Origin of the sequence: Cupriavidus sp. MP-37, assembly GCF_020618415.1 — a bacterium.
Lineage (GTDB): Bacteria > Pseudomonadota > Gammaproteobacteria > Burkholderiales > Burkholderiaceae > Cupriavidus.
Genome location: NZ_CP085345.1, coordinates 2,020,196 through 2,041,526, shown reverse-complemented (window position 1 = coordinate 2,041,526; position 21,331 = coordinate 2,020,196). Strand labels below are relative to the sequence as shown.

15 protein-coding genes are annotated in these 21,331 nt (G+C 70.2%); 10 read left to right on the top strand and 5 right to left on the bottom strand.

What is annotated here, in order from left to right:
- Positions 1 to 2: 2 nt before the first annotated feature.
- On the bottom strand, positions 3 to 446 hold the full coding sequence (locus LIN44_RS25570) for an FKBP-type peptidyl-prolyl cis-trans isomerase (RefSeq protein ID WP_227315039.1): 444 nt from the start codon (positions 444 to 446) through the stop codon (positions 3 to 5).
- Between the two features lie 208 nt (positions 447 to 654).
- Here LIN44_RS25570 and LIN44_RS25565 point away from each other — a divergent pair, with 208 nt between their 5' ends.
- The 8 genes from LIN44_RS25565 to LIN44_RS25525 all read left to right on the top strand — a co-directional run bounded on the left by LIN44_RS25565 (position 655) and on the right by LIN44_RS25525 (position 14,569).
- Positions 655 to 1,989, top strand: a complete 1,335-nt coding sequence (locus LIN44_RS25565) for a tetratricopeptide repeat protein (RefSeq protein ID WP_227315038.1) — start codon at positions 655 to 657, stop codon at positions 1,987 to 1,989.
- 91 nt (positions 1,990 to 2,080) lie between these two features.
- On the top strand, positions 2,081 to 2,446 hold the full coding sequence (locus LIN44_RS25560; RefSeq protein WP_227315037.1) for a DUF6152 family protein: 366 nt from the start codon (positions 2,081 to 2,083) through the stop codon (positions 2,444 to 2,446).
- 13 nt (positions 2,447 to 2,459) lie between these two features.
- Positions 2,460 to 2,972, top strand: coding sequence for a DUF6644 family protein (locus LIN44_RS25555; protein WP_227315036.1), 513 nt, complete (start codon positions 2,460 to 2,462; stop codon positions 2,970 to 2,972).
- Positions 2,973 to 3,425: 453 nt separating this feature from the next.
- A complete protein-coding gene (locus tag LIN44_RS25550) occupies positions 3,426 to 4,445 on the top strand; it encodes an AraC family transcriptional regulator (protein ID WP_227315035.1) in 1,020 nt (339 codons plus the stop codon).
- Between the two features lie 166 nt (positions 4,446 to 4,611).
- Positions 4,612 to 9,576, top strand: coding sequence for an Ig-like domain-containing protein (locus LIN44_RS25540; RefSeq protein WP_304524191.1), 4,965 nt, complete (start codon positions 4,612 to 4,614; stop codon positions 9,574 to 9,576).
- A 241-nt stretch (positions 9,577 to 9,817) separates the two neighbouring features.
- Positions 9,818 to 11,149 (top strand): TolC family protein, encoded by a 1,332-nt coding sequence (locus LIN44_RS25535; RefSeq protein ID WP_227316425.1) that lies wholly within the window; start codon positions 9,818 to 9,820, stop codon positions 11,147 to 11,149.
- A 79-nt stretch (positions 11,150 to 11,228) separates the two neighbouring features.
- The gene (locus LIN44_RS25530; RefSeq protein WP_227316424.1) at positions 11,229 to 13,364 is read left to right on the top strand and encodes a type I secretion system permease/ATPase; all 2,136 of its coding nucleotides are present in this window, start codon (positions 11,229 to 11,231) and stop codon (positions 13,362 to 13,364) included.
- Between the two features lie 53 nt (positions 13,365 to 13,417).
- Complete coding sequence (locus LIN44_RS25525) at positions 13,418 to 14,569, top strand: HlyD family efflux transporter periplasmic adaptor subunit (RefSeq protein WP_370641756.1); 1,152 nt, start codon at positions 13,418 to 13,420, stop codon at positions 14,567 to 14,569.
- Between the two features lie 30 nt (positions 14,570 to 14,599).
- Here LIN44_RS25525 and copD read toward each other — a convergent pair whose 3' ends face one another.
- The 4 genes from copD to LIN44_RS25505 are packed head-to-tail and all read right to left on the bottom strand — an operon-like array spanning position 14,600 to position 18,907.
- Positions 14,600 to 15,538, bottom strand: coding sequence for a copper homeostasis membrane protein CopD (copD, locus tag LIN44_RS25520; protein WP_227315033.1), 939 nt, complete (start codon positions 15,536 to 15,538; stop codon positions 14,600 to 14,602).
- Positions 15,539 to 15,925 carry a copper homeostasis periplasmic binding protein CopC gene (copC, locus tag LIN44_RS25515; protein WP_227315032.1) on the bottom strand — a complete coding sequence of 129 codons (387 nt, stop codon included), beginning with the start codon at positions 15,923 to 15,925 and terminating at the stop codon, positions 15,539 to 15,541.
- Positions 15,926 to 15,974: 49 nt separating this feature from the next.
- Entirely contained in the window at positions 15,975 to 16,997 is a 1,023-nt protein-coding gene (locus LIN44_RS25510; protein ID WP_227315031.1) for a copper resistance protein B, read from the bottom strand.
- Complete coding sequence (locus LIN44_RS25505) at positions 16,997 to 18,907, bottom strand: copper resistance system multicopper oxidase (protein ID WP_227315030.1); 1,911 nt, start codon at positions 18,905 to 18,907, stop codon at positions 16,997 to 16,999. Before LIN44_RS25505 ends, LIN44_RS25510 begins: the two co-directional genes overlap by 1 nt.
- A gap of 179 nt (positions 18,908 to 19,086) precedes the next feature.
- Here LIN44_RS25505 and LIN44_RS25500 point away from each other — a divergent pair, with 179 nt between their 5' ends.
- Both LIN44_RS25500 and LIN44_RS25495 read left to right on the top strand, forming a co-directional pair.
- Positions 19,087 to 19,812, top strand: coding sequence for a heavy metal response regulator transcription factor (locus LIN44_RS25500; RefSeq protein WP_227315029.1), 726 nt, complete (start codon positions 19,087 to 19,089; stop codon positions 19,810 to 19,812).
- On the top strand, positions 19,809 to 21,194 hold the full coding sequence (locus LIN44_RS25495) for a heavy metal sensor histidine kinase (protein WP_227315028.1): 1,386 nt from the start codon (positions 19,809 to 19,811) through the stop codon (positions 21,192 to 21,194). The genes LIN44_RS25500 and LIN44_RS25495 overlap by 4 nt, the downstream gene beginning before the upstream one ends.
- Positions 21,195 to 21,331 lie beyond the last annotated feature (137 nt).

Below are 21,331 nucleotides of genomic sequence, written 5' to 3'. Positions count from 1 at the left end.
GCTTAGCTACCGATCCCCAGCAGCACCACCTCGAAGGTCAGCGTGGCGTTCGGCGGGATCGTGCCCGGCACGCCGCGCGCGCCGTAGGCGGTGCCCGACGGGCAGGTCAGGCGGGCCTTGCCGCCGACCTGCATGGCCTGCACGCCCTCGGTCCAGCACGGGATCACACGATTGAGCGGAAACGAGATCGGCTGGCCGCGCTTGTACGAGCTGTCGAATTCGGTGCCGTCCGCGAGCGTGCCGCGGTAGTGCACCTGTACCGTGTCGGTGGCCTTGGGCGAGGCGCCGGTACCCTTGATCAGGTGCTGGATGGTCATGCCCGACGCCAGCGTCTGCGGCGCTGCCGCGGCGGGGGCAGAGGCGGCAGGTGCCGAAGCGGCCGGCGCGGCAGCGTACGCGGCGCCGGCAAAGGTCAGGGTGCCAAGGAAAAGCGCGAATGTTTTCATGGAAGGCCTGGTCTGAAGGTCGTGATTGGGGATGCGGCAGTTTAACCGACGCGCGCCGCCGGTATGGCGGCGGCGGCATATCGCGCACCGCGCCCGCGCCACCCGCAGGCATGGTGCGCCGCACCGCGCCGCAACCGTTACACCGGGCGTTTTGCCGTCTACGATGGTTCGTGACAGCCCGCTGCCGCGCGGGCGCACGGAGACGGTCATGGCACTGACGGATTCCAGGGACCTCGCGGTCTCGACCTTGAACACACGCTCGGTGGCGCAGTACGAGACCGCCCTGCGCCTGCTGAACGGCTACTACGGCGACCCGCTCGCCGTGATCGACGCGGCGCTGGCCGACGATCCGGGATTCGCCATGGGCCACGCCCTGCGCGCGGCGCTGATGGTGACTTCCGGCGACGGCACCGCCGAGCCCATGCTGCGCCAGAGCGTCGAAGCCGGCGAAGCCCTGCACGCCCGCGCCAACGACCGCGAGCGCCGCCATATCGCCGCGGCGCGCGCCTGGCTCGACGGCGATTTCGAGCGCGCCGTGCGCTGCTATGGCGACATCGTGATCGATTATCCACGCGACTTGCTGGCGCTGCAGACTGCGCATCTGGGCGACTTCCTGCTGGGCCAGTCGACCATGCTGCGCGACCGCGTGGCGCAGGCGCTGCCGCACTGGGATGCCGCCATGCCCGGCTACGGCTACGTGCTCGGCATGCATGCGTTCGGCCTGGAAGAAACCCAGCTTTACGAACGTGCCGAGGAAACCGGACGGCGCGCGCTGGAATGCCAGCCGCGCGATCCGTGGGCGGTGCACGCGGTGGCGCACGTGATGGAGATGCAGGGCCGGCTGGCCGACGGCATCGCCTGGCTGGAAGGCCGCCGCCAGGACTGGGCCGACGACAACATGCTGGCCGTGCATAACTGGTGGCACCTGGCGCTGTTCCTGCTGGAAGACGACCGCACCGACGCGGTGCTGGCGCTGTACGACCGCGCCATCAGCCGGCCCGCGCCGGCGATCGCGCTGGACCTGGTCGACGCCTCCGCGCTGCTGTGGCGGCTGCACCTGCGCGGCGTGGATGTGGGCCGGCGCTGGCAGGTGGTGGCGGATGACTGGCTCGGCCGCGGCGCGGCCGGCTATTACGCCTTCAACGACGTGCATGCGGTGATGGCGAGCCTGGGCGCGCAGCGCCCGGCGGCGGCCGACCAGGTGCGCGCGGCACTGGAGCGCGCCGCGCTCGGCAACGGCACCAACGCGATGATGTCGCGCGAGGTGGGGTTGCCGGTGGCCGATGCGCTGATCGCATTCGCGCAGGGCGATTACGCCACCGCCATCGAGCTGCTGATGCCGGTGCGCCTGGTGGCCCACCGCTTCGGCGGCAGCCACGCGCAGCGCGACGTGATTGGCCTGACACTGCTCGAAGCGGCGCTGCGCAGCGGCAGCGGCAAACTGGCGCTCGCGCTCACGGCCGAGCGCGCCGCGCTCAAGCCCATGAGCCCGAGCCTGCGCCGGCTGGTGCAGCGCGCCGACACCTGCCGCGCGCAGCCCTGAGGCACGGGGCCGGCGCCGTGGCAAGGTCGGCAAGGCCGGCAAGGCCGGAAATGGGCGCCTATACTGCACCTGTCCCGACCGGAGACCCGCCATGCCCAGCATCCGCGCCCTGTTCCGCCCCGCCCTGCTCTCCGCCGCCCTGGCCATGGCGGCCGTGCCGGCGATCGCCCACCACGGCTGGTCGACCTATGACGAGACCAGGCCGATGACGCTGACCGGCAAGATCGTCGAAAGCCATTACGAGAACCCGCACGCGCACATCCGCATCGACGCCGGCGGCAAGCGCTGGCTGGCGGTGCTGGCGCCCGTCTCGCGCATGGAAGCGCGCGGCGCGACCTCGGACAAGGTTGCGGTGGGCCGCGAGGTCACGCTGGTCGGCTACGCCAGCAAGGAAAAACCGGACGAACTGCGCGCCGAGCGCATCACCGTGGACGGCAAGACGGTCGAGCTGCGCTGAGCCGGCACGCCGCATGCCGGCGCTCTTCACCGCATGGACCGAATGGGCCGGCACGCTGGCGCGGCTGCCGTTCGCGACGGCGCTGCGCAGTTCGGCGTGGGCCTATCCCGCGGTGGAGATCGTCCACCTCGCCGGCATGGCGCTGCTGTTCGGCTCCATCGTCGTGGTCGACATGCGGCTGGCCGGGCTTGGCCGGCGGCTGCCGGTCAGCCTGCTGCTGCGCCATGCGCTGCCCTTCAGCGTCGGCGCCTTCATTGCCGTCGCGGCCAGCGGCGTGCTGCTGTTCGTGGCCCATGCCGATGAACTGGCCGCCAATCCCGCCTTCCTCGTCAAGCTGGGCCTGATCGCGCTCGCGCTCGCCAACGTGCTGTGGTTCCACGCCGGGCCCGGCCGCAGCCTGCATGACCGCGAGCGCGGCTGGGACGCCGACGCAGCGCCACCAGCCGGCGCACGCCTGAATGCCATCCTGTCGATCGCCGCCTGGCTGCTGGTGATTTGCGCCGGGCGGCTGATTGCCTATGTCTGAATCGGCACGCCGGCGGTAACTATGCCGTGCCAGGCCGGCGCCACTGCGCGTAAACGCCAATCCCCGGCCGTTTTCCCGGCAAGCACAATGTATTCACATTTCCAATATTCGATTAAAGTGATACACATTGTCGTAAATGCAAATTTCAACACCAGATATTATTTTTATTTAAATCTGGTTTGCCGATAAGAAAGACCGGCGGCGGTCTTGCCTGGCACTATCCGGCTCCCGCGGATGCGGCCCGTCAATGGGCCGCGGCGAGCCTTGCAGGCAGCTCCGTATGCCACGGCGCATGGGGAACCCCTTTGCATGGCGTTGGCCGGCAAGGGCGCGGGGTCGTCATGAAGTCCGGTTTGCCATCACGGCCTTGCCGTGATTTTCGTGGGGGAAACCTGGCGGCGCATCGGCGCCGCCAGGCCGGCTTCGGCCATCACCCAGGAAACGCATCGGCACATGACCAAAGCCACGATCCAGACCGCGCGCATCGCGGGGAGCAGCCCGGAACAGATCCGCGCAGCGCTGTCGCAGCTCTATCCCGGGGTTGCGGTACACACGGCGGCGCCAGCGCTGGAATTCGAACTGCAGCAGCACCAGTTCGGCGAACTGGCGGTGATCCGGCTGTCGACCACCGCGACCATCCAGCTGGAGCTGGTGCAGCGTCTTGACGGCTACCTGCTGTCGACCGCCGCGCAAGGCGCCGGCCTCGAGACCGGCAAGACGCCGTCCGCACCGCTGTCGCCCATGCCGCCATCGTTTGTGCTGGACATGCAGCAGGTGGGAGTCTGGCGCTGGCAGCCCGGCAGCTACGACATGGTCATGATCGACGGCGCGCGCCTGCACAACCGGCTGCGGCACCTGCTGGAACGCCCGCTGGTGCAGCGCGTGAAATTCCACCAGTCGATCCCGGCCGAGGCCCCGGCGCTGCAGCTGGCGCGCGCGCTGGCCGGGGCCGCGCCCGGCTTGCGGCGCGATGACGCACGCATGCGCGCCTGCGCGGCGGAACTGGCGCTGAGCCTGGCCGACGCCCTGGCCTATGCCGTGCTGGACGATATCCCGCACAACTACTCGTTGCTGCTGGAGCAGCGCCACGCCGGGCCGTCGCCGCGGCACGTCAAGCGCGCGATCGACTATATCCATGCCAACGCCCGCTCCGTGCTGGCGCTGGACGACATTGCGCGGGCGGCGCGCGTCAGCGTGCGCACGCTGCAGGCCGGCTTTGCCCGCTTCCAGGGCTGCTCGCCGATGCAGTATGCCAAGCGCGTGCGGCTGGAAGGCGTGTATGGCGCCTTGCGCGGCGGCGACCTCGAGCAGTCGGTGGCGCAGATCGCGCGGCAATGGGGCTTCGGCCACCTCGGCCAGTTCGCCCATGACTACCGCATGGCCTTCGGCGAAACGCCCTCGGAAACGCGCCGCACACGCCAGAGCGCGTCGAATGACGAGGCCTTCGCCAGCCGCGGCGGCATGCCCGGCTGAGCCGCGCGCGCGCCGCTGCGGGCCTGCCGCTATCGGGATTGCGCAGCCCCTATCAAACCGGCGCACTGTATCGAATCTGAAACAGATCTCGCATGGACGAACCTGTGTGCGCGCGAATACTGTGCATGCACCACCTACCGGTCACTCAGGATGAAGGAGACTCAGCATGGCTTCGTCAGGCGTTCTGCTCAACCACACGGATGTTCCTGTCGCCCCTGGCACCCGCACCGTTGCCTCACCTGACGGACCCGCCAACTTCCTGATCGCGGCGCAGCGCGACAGCGTCGCCAACTTCGCGCGCGAAGGCAACGACCTGCTGCTGACGATGCGCGATGGCAGCACGCTGCGCATCCAGGGCTTCTTCACCCACGGCGCACAGTTCAACAACCTGGTGTTCGTGCAGGAAGACGGCCAATGGCTGGCCGACTTCAGCCAGGCGCTCGGCGCGCAGGGCGATGGCGTGGCCGAGGCGGCCATGCTGTTCGAGCCGATCGGCGACAGCGCTTCGACGGCATTGCTGCTGGGGCTGCTGGGCGCCGCGGCCGGTGCCGGCATCATCGCGGCCGCTGCCGGCGGCGGCGGCGGGGATGGCGGCGGCGGTTCCGGGTCCGGCGGCGGCACCCCGCTGGCCACGCCCAAGGTGGCGCCCACCAACGGCGCCACGCTGTCCGGCACGGCCCCGGCCGGCAGCACGGTCGGCCTCGACTTCAACGGCGACGGCAAGGCCGATGCCACCGTTACCGCCGATGCCGCGGGCAACTGGACCTACACGCCGCCGCAGCGACTGGCCGACGGCACCGTGGTCAGCGTGACCGCCACCGACGCCTCCGGCAACACCAGCCCGCCGGCCACGGTGACCGTCGATGGCGCGGCCCCGGCAGCGCCCGTGATCAGCGCGGCCAGCAACGATGCCGGCACGGCGATCGCCGCGGGAGGCAGCACCAGCGACACCACGCCCACGCTCTCCGGCAGCGCCGAGGCAGGCAGCACCGTCAGCATCTACAGCGGCACCACCCTGCTCGGCACCGCCATCGCCGACGCGAACGGCCGCTGGAGCTTCACGCCGTCGTCGGGCCTGGCCGATGGCAGCCACGCGCTGACGGTCACCGCCACCGACGCGGTCGGCAATACCGGGCCGGCCAGCGCGCCGTTCCTGCTGACGGTCGATACCGCACCACCCCCGGCCCCCGCGATCACGCCGAGCAACGGCACCGTGATTGCCGGCACCGCCGAGCCCGACAGCACCATCCACATCGACCTAAACGGCGACGGCACGCCCGATGCCACCGTCATCGCCGACGGCAGCGGCAACTGGACCTATACCCCGTCGCCAGCACTGGGCGACGGCGCCGTGGTCAGCGTCACTGCCACCGACGCCGCGGGCAATACCAGTACACCGGCCACCGCCACCGTCGATGCCAGCGCGCCCGCTGCACCGGTGCTCGCCAGCGTCACCGACGACGCCACCCCGTCGACCGGCCCGCTCGCCGACGGCGACAGCACCAACGACAGCACCCCGACACTGTCCGGCACCGCCGAAGCCGGCAGCACCATCAGCATCTACAACGGCAGCACGCTGATCGGCACCACCACTGCCGACGCCACCACCGGCGCCTGGAGCTTCACGCCCACCTCACCGCTGGCCGACGGCGCCGTGAGCCTGACCGTCACCGCTACCGACGCCGCCGGCAATACCAGCGCGCCCAGCACGCCCTTCACGCTGACGCTGGATGCTACGCCGCCGGCAATCCCGGCCATCACCGGCGTCACCGACGACAACCCGGTCGCCAGCCCACTGGCATCCGGCGACAGCACCAACGACACCACCCCGACGCTCACCGGCACCGCCGATGCCGGCAGCACCATCAGCATCTACAACGGCACCACGCTGATCGGCACCACGGTTGCCGACGCCACCACGGGCGCCTGGACCTTCACGCCGGCCACGCCGCTGACCGATGGTCCGTATGTGCTGATCGCCACCGCCACTGATGCATCGGGCAACGTCAGTGCGCCGACCACTGCCTTCAACCTCACCGTCGATACGGCGCCACCGGCAGACCCCAGCATCACCGTTGCCGGCGGCACCACGATCTCGGGCACCGCCGAAGCCGGCAGCACAGTCGATATCGATCTCGATGGCGATGGCGCGCCCGACGCCACCGTCACGGCCGACGCCACCACCGGCGTGTGGACCTATTCGCCCGCCACGCCGCTGCCTGACGGCACCGCGATCAGCGCCACCGCCACCGATGCCGCCGGCAACACGAGCGCACCAGCAACCGCTATCGTCGATGCGCTCGCGCCGGCCGCGCCGGCGATCACCAGCGTCACCGACGACAACCCGGTCAGCAGCCCGCTGAACTCCGGCGACAGCACCAACGATTCCACGCCCACACTGACGGGCACCGCCGAAGCCGGCAGCACCATCAACATCTTCAACGGCACCACGCTGATAGGCACCACCACCGCCGATGCCTCCACCGGCGCGTGGACCTTCACCCCGGCCACGCCGCTGACCGACGGTCCCTATACGCTGACCGCTACAGCAACCGATGCGGCGGGCAACGTCAGTGCGCCGACCGCTGCCTTTAACCTCACCGTCGATACTGCGCCACCCGCTGACCCCATCATCACCGTTGCCAACGGCACCACCCTGGCCGGCACCGCCGAGCCAGGCAGCACCGTCGATATCGACCTGGACGGCGACGGCACCCCGGAAGGCACGGTCACGGCCGATGCCACCACCGGCGCCTGGACTTACACTCCCGGCACGCCGCTGCCCGATGGCGCGGTTGCCAGCGTCACCGCCACCGATGCCGCCGGCAATACCAGCGGCCCCGCGACGGTGACCATCGACGGCACGCCGCCCGCGATCCCGCTGATCACCAGCGTCACCGACGACAATCCGGTAGCCAGCCCATTGGCTTCGGGCGACAGCACCAACGATTCCACGCCTACACTGACGGGCACCGCCGAAGCGGGCAGCACCATCAGCATCTACAACGGCTCCACGTTGCTCGGCACCACCACCGCCGATGCCACCACCGGCGCCTGGACCTTCACCCCGACCACGCAACTGACCGATGGGCCCTATGTACTGACCGCTACCGCGAGCGACGCAGCCGGCAACATCAGCGCGCCAACCGCCGCCTTCAACCTGACGGTCGATACGGCACCGCCCGCTGATCCGAGCATCACCGTTGCCAACGGCACCACCCTGGCCGGCACCGCCGAAGCTGGCAGCACCGTCAACATCGACCTGAACGGCGACGGCACCCCGGAAGGCACGGTCACCGCCGATGCCACCACCGGCGCGTGGACCTACTCGCCCGTGGGCGGACTGCCCGATGGCGTGGTCGCCAGCGTCACCGCCACCGATGCCGCGGGCAATACCAGCGGCCCCGCGACGGTGACCATCGATGCCGTGCCGCCCGCGGTCCCGCTGATCACCAGCGTCACCGACGACAATCCGGTCGCCACCCCGCTGAATTCTGGCGACAGCACCAACGACAGCACGCCAACCCTGGTCGGTACGGCCGATCCCGGCAGCACCATCAACATCTTCAACGGCACCACGCTGATAGGCACCACCACCGCCGATGCCTCCACCGGCGCGTGGACCTTCACCCCGACCACGCCGCTGACCGACGGCCCCTATGCGCTGACCGCTACCGCGACCGACGCGGCGGGCAACATCAGCACGCCGACCGCTGCCTTCAACCTGACGGTCGATACGGTCGCGCCGACCGCCACGGCGACGGCCACCGCGCTGACCGACGACACCGGCACCGCCGGCGACTGGATTACCGGCGACACGACCCCCGTCGTCAGCGGCACGCTCAGCGCGGCACTGGCCGCCAACGAGACACTGCAAGTCAGCCTCGACGGCGGCGCCACCTGGACCGATGCCGTGGTCACCGGCACCACGTGGCAATGGTTCCCGCCGGGCCAGCTGGCGGACGACACCTACACCATCACCACGCACGTGATCGACAGCGCCGGCAACATCGGCGCGGTCACCACCCAGAGCTTCACCGTGGCGCAACAGGTGGCGCCCGAAGCTGCGGTCAATGAAGCGGGCGGATTGCTCGGCATTGCCGATGCCAACCTGCTGGGGCTGATCGACCTGAGCGCCCAGCAGTTCTTCACCGCCAGCGACTACAACGAGAACATCAATAGCGTTGTGATCCGGTATGGTGGCCTGCTGGGCATTGGCATGCAGCAGCTAGACGCCAGCGCCGCGCTGGCCGCGGAACTGGGGCTGACCTTCAACGTGGTCAACGACCCCGGCACGCTGCTCATCGGTCCCTCGTCAACGTTGTCGATCTCCGCCATCGGCGGCGGACCGATCGACAACCTGAGCCTGAACGAACTGCTCGGTTCGATCACGCTGGAAGGCGGCCTGCTGGGCGTCAGCCTTAGCCTGCTCAACGCCATGACGATCACCGCCACCGACACCACGGGGCTGACCACCACGTCGACCGGCAGCCAACTGGTCAGCGCCGGCGTGCTGACCGAGCTGCTCGGCGCCAGCCAGCCGTCGGCGATCATCGAAGGCGATGCCACGGGCAATACGCTCACGGGCAGCGCCGACAATGACCGGCTCTATGGCTACGATGGCAACGACACCATCAATGCGGGCGCCGGCAACGACCTGGTGCGCGGCGGCGCGGGCGACGACACGCTCAATGGCGAGGGCGGCAACGACGTGCTGATCGGCGGCGCCGGCAACGACACCATGAGCGGCGGCGCCGGCACCGACGTGTTCCTGTGGGAGGCGCGCGGCACCGATGGCACCGGCGGCAACGGCAGCGACCTGATCACGGATTTCACCGTGGGCACCGCGCCCGGGCAGGCCGGCAATGACGTGCTCGATGTATCCGCGCTGCTGGAGGGCTACGCCGCCGACGCCAACGGCCCTGCCCACTACCAGAACGGCGTGGCCACCATCGATGCGGGCGACGACATCGGCCAGTACCTCAGCGCCACGCAGTCGGGCGCCGACACCGTGATCGCCATCGACCGCGACGGCGCCGGCACCAACTACAGCGCGCAAACCCTGGTGACGCTGACCAACGTCACCACCAACCTGGAGACCTTGCTGGCTAACCAACAGATCCTGGTCTGACCCTGCAGCCCCCGGCCCGGCAGCATGCGCGAGCAGCCGGGCCGGCCGTGGCGCCGGCAGCCATGCGTGCATGCCGGCGCGATCGACACATCCGGACGGCATCGCCATCTTGTTCACAGTCAGACTGACCCTTGACGCCGGCGCGAGCGCCGGCCCCCGCTTCGGCCTCGTTCTGTTTCCCGGTTCCACCGCCTCGCGCGCGGCAAGACCTTTCCTCGCCACACTGCTGGCGACCACGCTGATGGCCGCGCCGGCTGCCGCAGCGCCGGTGCCAGCGCTTGCCGCCACAGCCACGCTTGCCGCCGCGCCGGCGCCGGGTGCCGCCGCGCCAGACGGTGTGCCGGCGGCCCTGCGCATCCCGCTGGCGGGCATGGCGCTGCACGAGGCCGTCGGCATCGCCATCTCGCGGCATCCCGATATCGGCCGCGCCAACGCGGTGGTGGCGCAGAGCGAGGCCGAGATTGCGGTGGCGCGTTCGGCCTGGTATCCCAAGCTGGAATATGGCGTGCGCCCGGGCTACGGCGGCAGCTTCGGCAGCGGCGGCAACGACATGGGCGCACGCGCCTCGGTGGGCGTGAGCCAGCTGCTGTACGACTTCGGCCGCACCGCCAGCAAGATCTCCGCCGCGGACGCCTCGCTGGTGCAGCGCCGCCATGAACTGTCCGACACGGTCGAGCAGATCGCCTACAACACCGCCTCGATCTATATCGAACTGGCCGCAAGCCAGGCGGTGATGGCGGCCGCGCAGCGCCAGCTCGAGACGCTTGCCGTCACGCGCGACAAGATCGGCCAGCGCGTGCGCGCGGGGCTGTCGGTCAGCTCGGACGGCACCATGGCCGACGTGGCGATCCAGCGTGCCCGCACCGAGGTGCTGCGCGCACGGACCCGCTTCGACGTGGCCGCGTCGCGCCTGGCCGAGCTGATCGGCGTGCGGCCCGAGCGCGTGGCCGAACTGGCGCGTACCGAAGATGAAGTCCGCAGCCTGGGCGACGAGGGCGACGACATCGAGCACACCCCCAAGGTGCTGGCCGCCGCGGCCGCGGCCGAGGCCGCGCACGCGCGCGTGACGCTGGCCGAGGCCGAGCGCTTCCCGTCGGTCAGCGTCGGCGTGAGCCGCTCGGTGTCGACCGGCCGCGCCAATGCCAACGACGACACCTGGATCGGCGTGGCCATCGCCGGCGACTTTTCGCTGGGCGGGCTGAACCGGCACCGCATCGACGCCGCCCGCGCCGGCCAGCGAGCCGCGCAGCAGGCCTTGGACAACGAGCGGCTGCTGGCCCGCACCACGCTGCACTCCGCCGCTACCGAGGCGGCCGGCGCCGCGGCGCGCACGCAGAGCTACGCGCAGATGATCGCGCTGCTGCGCGCTTCGCGCGACCTGTACTGGCAGGAATACATCCTTAACAAGCGGACCCTGACCGACGTGCTCAATCCCGAGCGCGAGATCTTCCTGGCCGAGCAGGAATGGATCGGCGCGGTCGCCGACGGCATGCTGGCGCGCATCAAGGCGCACGCCGCCACCGGCAGGTTCGTGGCCTTGCTGCGGGAGCACGACAGTGCAAGCCACCCTTGACGCACCGGATGCCGGCACCACGCCTGCCGGCGCCAAACCCCAAGATGGCGGCGCACCGGCGCAGACCGCGCAGCCGGCGTTGGCCTGGGCCGAGGCCCTGCTGCTCACGGCACGCCATCTCGGGCTGTCGCCGTCGCCGGAACTGGTACGCGGCGCCGCCGCCTGGGCCGACCGCGCCGATGCGGACCGCGCCGTGGTCGAGATGGCCGCAGCGGCCGGCCTGTCGGCCCAGTTTGCCGACCTGCCCGCGGCCGCACTGTCGCCGCTGCTGCTGCCCGCGCTGGTGGCGCTCGACGGGACCCAGGTGGCCCTGCTGACCAGCATCGCCGACGGCAAGGCAGTGCTGCAGCTGCCCACCGCAGCCGGCACCGTCGAACGCACGCCCGCGCTGGCGGCGCTGGCTCGGCAGGCCGACGGCACCGTGCGCCTGCTGCTGGTACGCGAGCGGGTGGCGCCGCGCAGCGGCCGTCTCGACGCCTACCTGGCGGCACGCCCGGAAGGCTGGCTCGGCAGCATCTTCACCGCCAACTGGCGCACGCTGGTGGAGCTGGGCGCGGGCTCGCTGTTCGGCAACCTGCTGGCGGTGGGCACCTCGCTGTTCGCGATGCAGGTGTGGGACCGCGTGGTGCCGGCGCGTTCGCTGCATACGCTGTGGGTGCTGGCCAGCGGCGTGGCACTGGCACTGGTGCTGGAGCTGCTGATCCGCACCGTGCGGGTGTCGATCGCCGATCATTTCGGCAAGCAGGTCGACCAGCGCCTGTCGGCGATGTTCTTCGCGCGCGTGCTGGATATCCGCAACGACGCGCGCCCACGTTCGCCCGGCACGCTGGTGGCGCAGCTGCGCGACCTGGAGCAGCTGCGCGAGCTGCTCACCTCGAGCACGCTCGGGGTGCTGATCGACCTGCCCTTCGTGGCCGGCTTCCTGGTCATCATCTGGCTGCTGGGCGGCTGGCTGGTGCTGGTGCCGCTGGTGGCGATCCCGCTGCTGGTGCTGCCCGGCCTGGTGGCGCAGATTCCGCTGGCGCGGCTGTCGCAGCAGGGCATGAGCGAGGCCGCGCTGCGCAATGCGATCCTGATGGAATCGATCTACCGGGCCGAGGACATCAAGACCCTGCAGGCCGAGCCGCGCTTTCGCAAGCTGTGGGACCGGGTCAACGCGGTCAACGGCGAGATCGGCCTGCAGCAGCGCTTTATCGCCGGGCTGCTGCTGAACCTGTCGCAGACGGTGCAGCAGCTGGCCTATGTCGGGGTGCTGGTGGCCGGCGTGCATGGCATCCTGGACGGCGGCCTGTCGTTCGGCGCGGTGCTGGCCTGCTCGATCCTGACCAGCCGCACCATCGCGCCGCTGTCGCAGATCCCCGCGGTGCTGGGGCGGATCCAGAACGCGCGCGTCGGCAAGCAGGGGCTGGACGCGCTGCTGAGCCTGCCGCTGGACCACGACCCGGCGCGCGACGCCTACCACCGGCCCGCGCTGGTGGGCCGCTATCGCTTCGAGCAGGTGGTGTACGGCTTCGACCCCCAGGAAAAGCCGGTGCTCAACATCCCGCAGCTGCAGATCGCGCCCGGCGAGCGCATTGCGGTGCTGGGCCGCGTCGGCGCCGGCAAGTCCACGCTGCTGCGCCTGCTGGGCGGGCTGGCAACGCCGGTCCAGGGCCGCATCCTGTTCAACGACACGCCGCTGCCGCTGATCGACCCCGCCGACGTGCGCCGCGATGTCGGCATGGTGATGCAGGAATCCAGCCTGTTCTACGGCACCTTGCGCGACAACCTGCTGGTGGCCGATCCGCTCGCCACCGACGAGGCCATGCTGCAGGCGCTGCGGCTGGCGTGCGCCGACCGGCTGCTGCTGAACCAGGTGCACGGGCTCGACCTGACCATCCGCGAGAACGGCGTGGGGCTTTCCGGTGGCCAGAAGCAGGCGCTGATCCTGGCGCGCACGCTGCTGCGCGCGCCCAACGTGCTGCTGCTGGACGAGCCCACCGCATCGCTGGACGAAGCGACCGAGCAGGCCGTGATCGCGCGGCTGCGGCCATGGCTGGGCCAGCGCACGCTGGTGGTGGCCACGCACCGCTACGCGGTGCTGGCGCTGGTCGATCGCATTATCGTCGTCGACAACGGGCGCATCGTGCGCGACGGCCCCAGGGATGCGGTGCTGGGTGCGCTGCGCGGCCAGGGCGCGCCAGCCACTGGCGCTGCGGATCCGGCAGGAGACTGAACATGGGCATGGGCACTGGCATGGGCACAAGAGCGGCCGGGGCGGCGGACTGGATGCGCATCGGCGGGCAGCCCGAGGGCCCCCGCTACCTGCTGTGGGTGATCGTGGGTGCGCTGACGCTGTTCCTGCTGTGGGCAGCGCTGGCGGGGCTGGATGAAGTGGCGATCGGCGAGGGCCGCGTCACGCCGGCGTCCAAGGGACAGATCATCCAGAGCCTGGAAGGCGGCATCCTGGCCGAGCTGGCGGTGCGCGAGGGCGACGTGGTCGAGGCCGGGCAGCAGCTGGCCACGCTCGACCCGGTTCAGGCGCGCGCCTCGATGGAAGAGACGCTGGAGCGGATCGCGGCGCTGCAGGCGCGCGCGGCGCGGCTGCATGCGGAAATGAACGATGCCGCCAGCGTGGCCTTCCCGGCCGAGCTGGCCGGCAATACCGCGGTGGTCGACCGCGAGCGCCAGCTTTTCACCGCCAACCGGCGCGCCTTTCGCGAGAACGTCGGCAACCTGCGCGAACAGCTGCGGCTGGCCGAGAACGAGCTGCAGATCGCCATCCCGCTGCTGCGCACCGGCGCGAGCAATGAGGTCGAGGTGCTGCGGCTGCGGCAGAAGGTGGCCGAATTCTCGACCAAGCTGGCCGCCACGCAAAGCGAATACTACGTGGCGCTGAAGGCCGACTATGCCACCACCATGGCCGACCTCGGCCCGCTGCTGAAGGTGCGCGAAGGCCGCGCCGACCAGTTGCGCCGCACCGCCATCAACTCGCCGGCGCGCGGCATCGTCAAGGACATCCGCGTCTCGACCATCGGCGGCGTGGTTAGCCCCGGCGGCGTGCTGATGGAAATCGTGCCGCTGGGCGACCAGTTGCTGATCGAGGCGCGGCTGAGCCCGCGCGACATCGCCTTCATCCATCCGGCGCAGCCGGCCACGGTCAAGATCACGGCGTTCGAGCCGTCGATCTACGGCACGCTGCCGGCGCGCGTGGACCGGATCTCGCCCGACACCATCGAAGACCAGGTCGACAAGCGCATCTACTACTACCGCGTCTACGTGCTGACCGACCACGCCTACCTGGAAACCAGCGACGGCAAGCGCCACCCGATCCTGCCCGGCATGGTCGCCACGGCCGAGATCCGCACCGGCCGGCGCACCGTGCTGGATTACCTGCTCAAGCCGCTGCGCCGCGCCGCCGAGGCCTTGCGCGAGCGCTAACGGTTGCCCACCCGCCCGGCAACGCGGCAGTCATGCCGGTGCCGGCGACAGCATGCCCAGCACCGCCACCAGCGCCAGCACCAGCGCGGCGGTGCCGGCTTCGAACAGCAGGCTGCGCCGCAGCGCCCGTACTGCCTGCAGCACCGGGCCCCGCTCACCCGTGCGCGCGGCCGCTTGCAGCCGTGGCGCCAGCGCAAACCGGTTCGCCGCCGCCAGCCCGAGCATGGCGGCAAACAACGCAAGCTTGGCCGCCAGCAGCCCGCCGTAGGACATCGGCGCGAACACGGGCATCACCGGCCCGACGATAAGCCAGTAGTTGAGCACGCCGGTCATCACCAGCAGGACCACGATGCGGGTGCCGATGCGCGCGAAGCCGTTGGCGCTGCGGCTCAGCAGCGCCAGGCCCTCGCCGTGCGGAGCCGAACCGGGCCGCGCCAGCAGCAGGAACGCCGCCAGCGCCCCCACCCATGCGCCCGCGGCCAGCAGGTGCACCACGTCCGACGCCAGATGCAGGGTGCGCATCGCGCCGTCATGCATCGCGCCATGCCCGCCCCACGCCAGCGTGGCCAGCGCCACGCCCCCAGACCCGGCCAGCACCGCAAGGGGTGCACGCAGCCGGTGCGCGTGCATGCCGGCCAGCACGAACAGCAGCAGCGCCGCCATGCGCACGCACCAGGCCACGCCGAAGTCCGTGCCGGTGACGATCATCGCCAGCACATGGGCCTGCAGCGCGGCATAGTCGGACGCGCCCGTCATGGCGCGCGCCATCTCGACCAGGGCCAGCAGCGACAGCGCGATGCCCACGCCGGCGCCACCCAGTGCCAGCGCGCGGCAACTGCGCGCGAAGCGGCCGGCGCGTTCGTCCCGTTGCAGTGCGTACAGGCAGAACAGCGGCAGCCCGAACACCAGGGCGAGATCGAGATAGAGCGCCAGGCGCAGCCCGGCGGCCAGCCATTCCGGCTGCGCCAATTACTTCACCGTGAACGTGACGTTGCCGTTGACGGGATGGGTATCGGAAGAGACCGCGCGCCAGTCCACCCGGTAGCTGCCCTGCGGCAGCGGCTGGGTGGGGGTGATGACCATGGTTTTGGGGTCATCGCTGCCCGAGACCTTCACCGCCATCTTCATCGGCGCATGGTTGGCCATGCCCGGCATCCCGGTCATCACCAGGTTGGCGCCGGAAAACTGGGTGACGAGATTCTCGGAGAAGCGCAGCTCGATCTTCTGCGGCGCCGGCACCTCGGCCTTGTCGGCGGGCGTCGACGATTCCAGCCTGGGATGCGCGAAGGCAAGGCTGCTGGCCAGCGCGGCGATGGCCGCCATCGTGGCGTGGATCAGGGGGCGATTGGCATGCATGGTGGTCTCCGCTCAGGGATGTGGAAATGGTCGTGGCAACGTGCTCGCGTCAGAACCACACGCGGACGCCGGCGACGAAGCGGGTCTCGCCCGACTTGCCGCCGGCGGTGCGGATCATGTCGGCGGTATTGCCGAAGGTCTGGTAGCGCTCGACGCCGATATACGGGGCGAACTGCCGGCTGAACTCATAGCGCAGCCGCAGTCCCACGGTGCCGTTGGACAAGCCGCTACCGATGCCCACTTCCCGATCGTTCTTGCCATAGAGATTGGCCTCGATGCGCGGCTGCAGGATCAGGCGCTGCGTCAGCAGCAGTTCATACTCCGCCGACAGCCGCAGCGCGGTGCGGCCGCTGGTGCCGACATAGGCGGTGGCGTCGAGCTCGAACCAGTACGGCGCCAGTCCCTGCACGCCGAACGCCAGCCAGTTGCGCGCCGGGCGCCCGCTGCCTGCATCGTTGCGCAGGCCCAGCTGGGTGTCCCAGTAGCTGGCCACGGCATGGCCCCACAGCAGCTCGGTGCGGGCTTCGTGCAGCTTGCCCCCGGCCGCCTCGCCCTCGGCCTTGAGCACCAGCTTGTCGAAGCTGTTGCCGAACCACGCCTGCGCCTCGTAGGCGGCGGCATTGTGGCCGTTGGCATGGGCCCATTCCAGGCGGTCGACCAGCACCGACGCGAACAGGTGCTCGTCGGCCATCACCAGCTGGCGCTTGTCGCCCAGCGCGTACTGGCCGACACCGAGCTGGTAGCCGCCGGAATAGGCGTGCGGATCGCGCGCGTCGGGCGGCGCGCTGCCGCCCTGCATCTTCATGTCGCCATGGTCGATGGCCGGGGCCGCCTCTTGCGGCGGCGCATTGGCGCCGTCCATGGTCTGGATCTCCGGCTGGTCCATGCCTTGCACCTGGCCGTGGTCCATGCCCTGCATCGTTGCGGGCGCAGCCTGGTGATGGTGGCCGTGCGCATGGCCGGCATGCGGGTCCTGCGCAAAGGCTGCGCTCATGGCGCCCAGCGCCAGCGCCGCGGCCAGCATGGTCTTCTTGTATCCGGACATCGGGATCAGGAGTTCACGTTGCATCATCACGCCACCACCACTTCGCGGAACATGCCTGCATCCATATGCAGCATCAGGTGGCAATGCCAGGCCCAGCGCCCCAGGGCATCGGCCGTGACCAGGAAGCTGATGCGCTGCGCCGGCTGCACCGGGATGGTATGGCGCCGCGCCTGGAAGCTGCCGTCGGGCGCCTCCAGCTCGCTCCACATGCCGTGCAGGTGCATGGGGTGCGTCATCATGGTGTCGTTGTGCAGGATCACCCGCAGCCGTTCGCCGTGCTTGAAGTAGACCGGCGTGGACTTGCCGAACTCGACGCCGTCGAACGACCACGTATAGCGCTCCATATTGCCGGTCAGGTGCAGCTCGACCTCGCGCCCCGGTCCGCGCGCATCCATGGCTCCGCCGATGGTGTGCTGGTCGGCCAGCGTCAGCACGCGCCTGCCGTTGTTGCGCAGGCCGATGCCGGGGTCGTCGAGGTTGGTGCGGGCCATGTCGACGCGCATGTCGGTGCTGGCGCCGTACTCGGTGCGGGCATGGCGGGCGGTCTTGCTGGGCACCCGCAGCGCATCGGCGGATGCCACGGCGTGCTGGCCGTGGTCCATGCCGGCGCGGTCCATGCCCGCCATCGGCATCGCGCCATGGCCGGCATGCCCGGCATGACCACCGTGCCCGGCATGCCCTCCATGTCCGCCATGACCGCCGTGGCCGGTCATCGCGCCCATCATGTCGGTCATGGTCAGCCATTCCGGGCGGTCCAGCGCGGGCACCGGCGCCGACAGGCCTTCGCGCACCGCCAGCGTGCCGCGCGCATAGCCGGTGCGGTCCATCGACTGCGCGAACAGGGTGTAGGCATCGTCGCGCGGCGTCACGATGGCGTCGCAGGTCTCGCCCGGACCGAAGCGGAATTCGTCGACGGTGACGGGCTCGATGTCCTGGCCGTCGACCTGCACCACGCGCAGCTTGAGCCCGGGGATGCGCACGTCGTAGAAGGTATTGCCCGAGCCGTTGATAAAGCGCAGGCGCACGGTTTCGCCGCGGCGGAACAGGCCGGTCCAGTTGCCCGCCGGCGTGACGCCGTTGGCAAGGTGGGTCAGGGTGGCGCTGGACAGGTCCGCCAGGTCGGTCGGGCTCATCCGCATCTGGTTCCACATGCGGCGCTTGTCCAGTGCCTGCTTCAGCCCGTCGCGCGACACGTCGCGGAAGAAGTCGACCACCGTGGGCTGGTTGTAGTTGTAGTAGTCGCCCTGGATCTTGAGCTTGTTCAGCACCCGCATCGGGTCTTCGTCGGTCCAGTCCGACAGCAGCACGGTATGGTCGCGCTCGGCGTGCGCGCGCTCGTGCCCGGAGGCCGGATCGATGACGATGCCGCCGTACACGCCGGTCATCTCCTGGAAGCCGGAGTGCGAGTGGTACCAGTAGCTGCCGCTCTGCGCGACCTTGAAGCGGTAGGTGAAGGTCTCGCCGGGCGCAATGCCGGGAAAGCTGATGCCGGGCACGCCGTCCATCTGGTAAGGCAGGATGATGCCGTGCCAGTGGATCGAGGTGGGCTCGCGCAGGCGGTTGGTCACGCGGATGGTGACGGTGTCGCCCTCGCGCCAGCGCAGCGTCGGGCCGGGCAGCATGCCGTTGATGGTGGTGGCGATGGTCGGCTTGCCGGTGTAGTTGACCAGCGATTCGCCGATCACCAGGTCGAACTCGGTGCCGCGCAGCACCGGGCCGGCACCGCTGCCGGCCGGCGCGGGCTGCCCGTCGCGCGCACCGCCGCCGTGCCCCGCATGCTGCGCCCAGGCGCTGCCGGCCAGCCCCAGGCCGGCCACCACGCCGCCGGCGGCCAGCCCCTGCACGAAGCGGCGGCGCCGCAAGTCGGGCAAGCCGGAGAGCGGGTCAAGCAGCAAAAGGGGCAGCGCTGGGCGGCCGGGGCTGGGATGGCGTCGCATGTCACGTCGGTTGGGTTGGTTGGCACGCCAAGCGTAGCCAGCGCCACCCTACCGCGGTCTGACCGGAACATGACAATCCGGTAATCTTGCGGTCATGTTGGCGCCGGCAACGCCGGCGTAGAGTTGCCTGGCCGTCATGAAGAGCAATCGGCCCGGCCGATCGCGTAAGGAACGTACTGATGAAACTGCTTGTGGTGGAGGACGAGTCCAAGACCGGCGAATACCTGCGCCAGGGGCTGACCGAGGCGGGCTTCGTCGTCGACCTGGTGCGCAACGGGCTGGACGGCCAGCACCTGGCCATGACCGAGCCCTACGACCTGGTCATCCTCGACGTGATGCTGCCGGACGTGGACGGCTGGCGCATCGTGCAGGCGCTGCGCGCGGGCCAGAACCCCGTGCCGGTGCTGTTCCTGACCGCGCGCGACAGCGTGGCAGACCGCGTCAAGGGCCTGGAACTGGGCGCCGACGACTACCTGGTCAAGCCGTTCGCCTTCTCCGAGCTGCTGGCGCGCGTGCGCACGCTGCTGCGCCGCGGCACCGCGCAGATGACGCTGGACCGCATCCAGGTGGCCGACCTGGTGCTGGACCTGACCCGCCGCCGCGCCACGCGCGCCGGGCGCCGCATCACGCTGACCAGCAAGGAGTTCGCGCTGCTGGAACTGCTGGCGCGCCGCCGCGGCGAGGTGCTGCCGCGCTCGCTGATCGCCTCGCAGGTGTGGGACATGAACTTCGACAGCGACAGCAATGTCATCGATGTCGCCATCCGGCGCCTGCGCGCCAAGATCGACGACGGCTTCGACGCCAGGCTGATCCAGACCGTGCGCGGCATGGGCTATGTGCTGGAGGCGCCCGAAGCCGCCGACGAAGCAGACGCGCCGCCGGCAAACGACGGCCAGCCCGCATGAAGCCCCGCCTGTCACTGACGGCACGGCTCACCATCCTGTTCTCGCTGTCGTCGGCGGCGGTGCTGCTGGGCCTGGGCGTGCTGATCTGGCTGGCTATTGACGATCATTTCGCCGACGAGGACTACGCCGTGCTGGGCGACAACGTGCGGCTGATCGAAAAGATCGCCGCCGACGGCCCGGCGGCGTCGCTGCCGCAACGGCTGGGGCCGGCGCTGGAACACCATGCCGGCTTCGTCGCCGAAGTGCGTGGCGCCGATGGCAAGCGCCTGTATGCCACGCGCGATTTCGATTTCCGCCCGGCGCTGGCCGCCGCCGCGCAGGCGCCGGCAGGAAACGACGCCTTTGCCTGGGAACAGCAGGGCCAGACCTACCGCGGCCTGCGCGCGCAGCTGGCGGCGGCGCCCGCCGGCGGCCAGCCGGGCGCGCTGCAGGTGCTGGTCGGCATGGACACGGCGCTGCATGACCACTTCCTGCACGCGTTCCGCAACACGCTGGCCTTCTACGGCACGCTGGCGGCGCTGGCGAGCGGGCTGCTGGGCTGGTGGGCGGCGCGCCGGGGACTGTCGCCCCTGCGCACCATGGCCTCGCGCGCGCGCATCGTCACCGCGCACAAGCTGGACGAGCGCATGCCGGTCGACGCCGTGCCGGTGGAGATGGCGGACCTGGCGGCCACGCTCAACGCGATGCTGGAGCGCCTGCAGCGCGACTTCGCGCGCCTGTCGGAATTCTCGTCCGACCTCGCGCACGAGCTGCGCACGCCGATCACCAACCTGATGACGCAGACCCAGGTGGTGCTGTCGCAGCCGCGCGATGCGGCGCGCTACCGCGACGTGCTGGCCTCGAACGTGGAAGAACTGCAGCGGCTGTCGCGCATGGTGTCGGACATGCTGTACCTGGCCAAGACCGAGCACGGCATCACGCTGCCTAACGCGGAACCGATCGAGGTGGCGGATGAAGTCGCGGCGCTGTTCGACTTCTACGATGCGCTCGCCGAGGACAAGGGCGTGCGGCTTGCGCTGCGCGGCCGCGGCCGCATCACCGGCGACCGGCTGATGCTGCGGCGCGCGCTGAGCAACCTGCTGTCGAATGCACTGCGGCATACGCCCGCGGGCAAAGCCATCGTGGTGGAGATCACGCCCGCTGCCGACGCGGTGCAGGTGGTGGTCGAGAACGAAGGCGAGACCATCCGGCCGGAGTTGCTGCCCGTGCTGTTCGACCGCTTCTTCCGCGCCGACAAGTCGCGCGCGCGGCCCGAGTCCGACGGCGCGGGACTGGGGCTGGGGCTGGCGATCACACAGGCCATCGTCGCCGCGCATGGCGGTGCAGTCGCGGTGGCGTCAGCAGCCGGCAAGACGCGCTTTACCCTGACGTTTCCCGCCTGATTCCGCGCCCGGGGGCGAAAAAAGCCGCCCACGCCAGTTACGACATTGGGGGAGCTGGCGTGGGCGTGAAGACCACCGGATGCGGCTCCAGCGGTGCTCCGATGCTACGCAAATCCCCCGTTTGCGACTGCCAACAA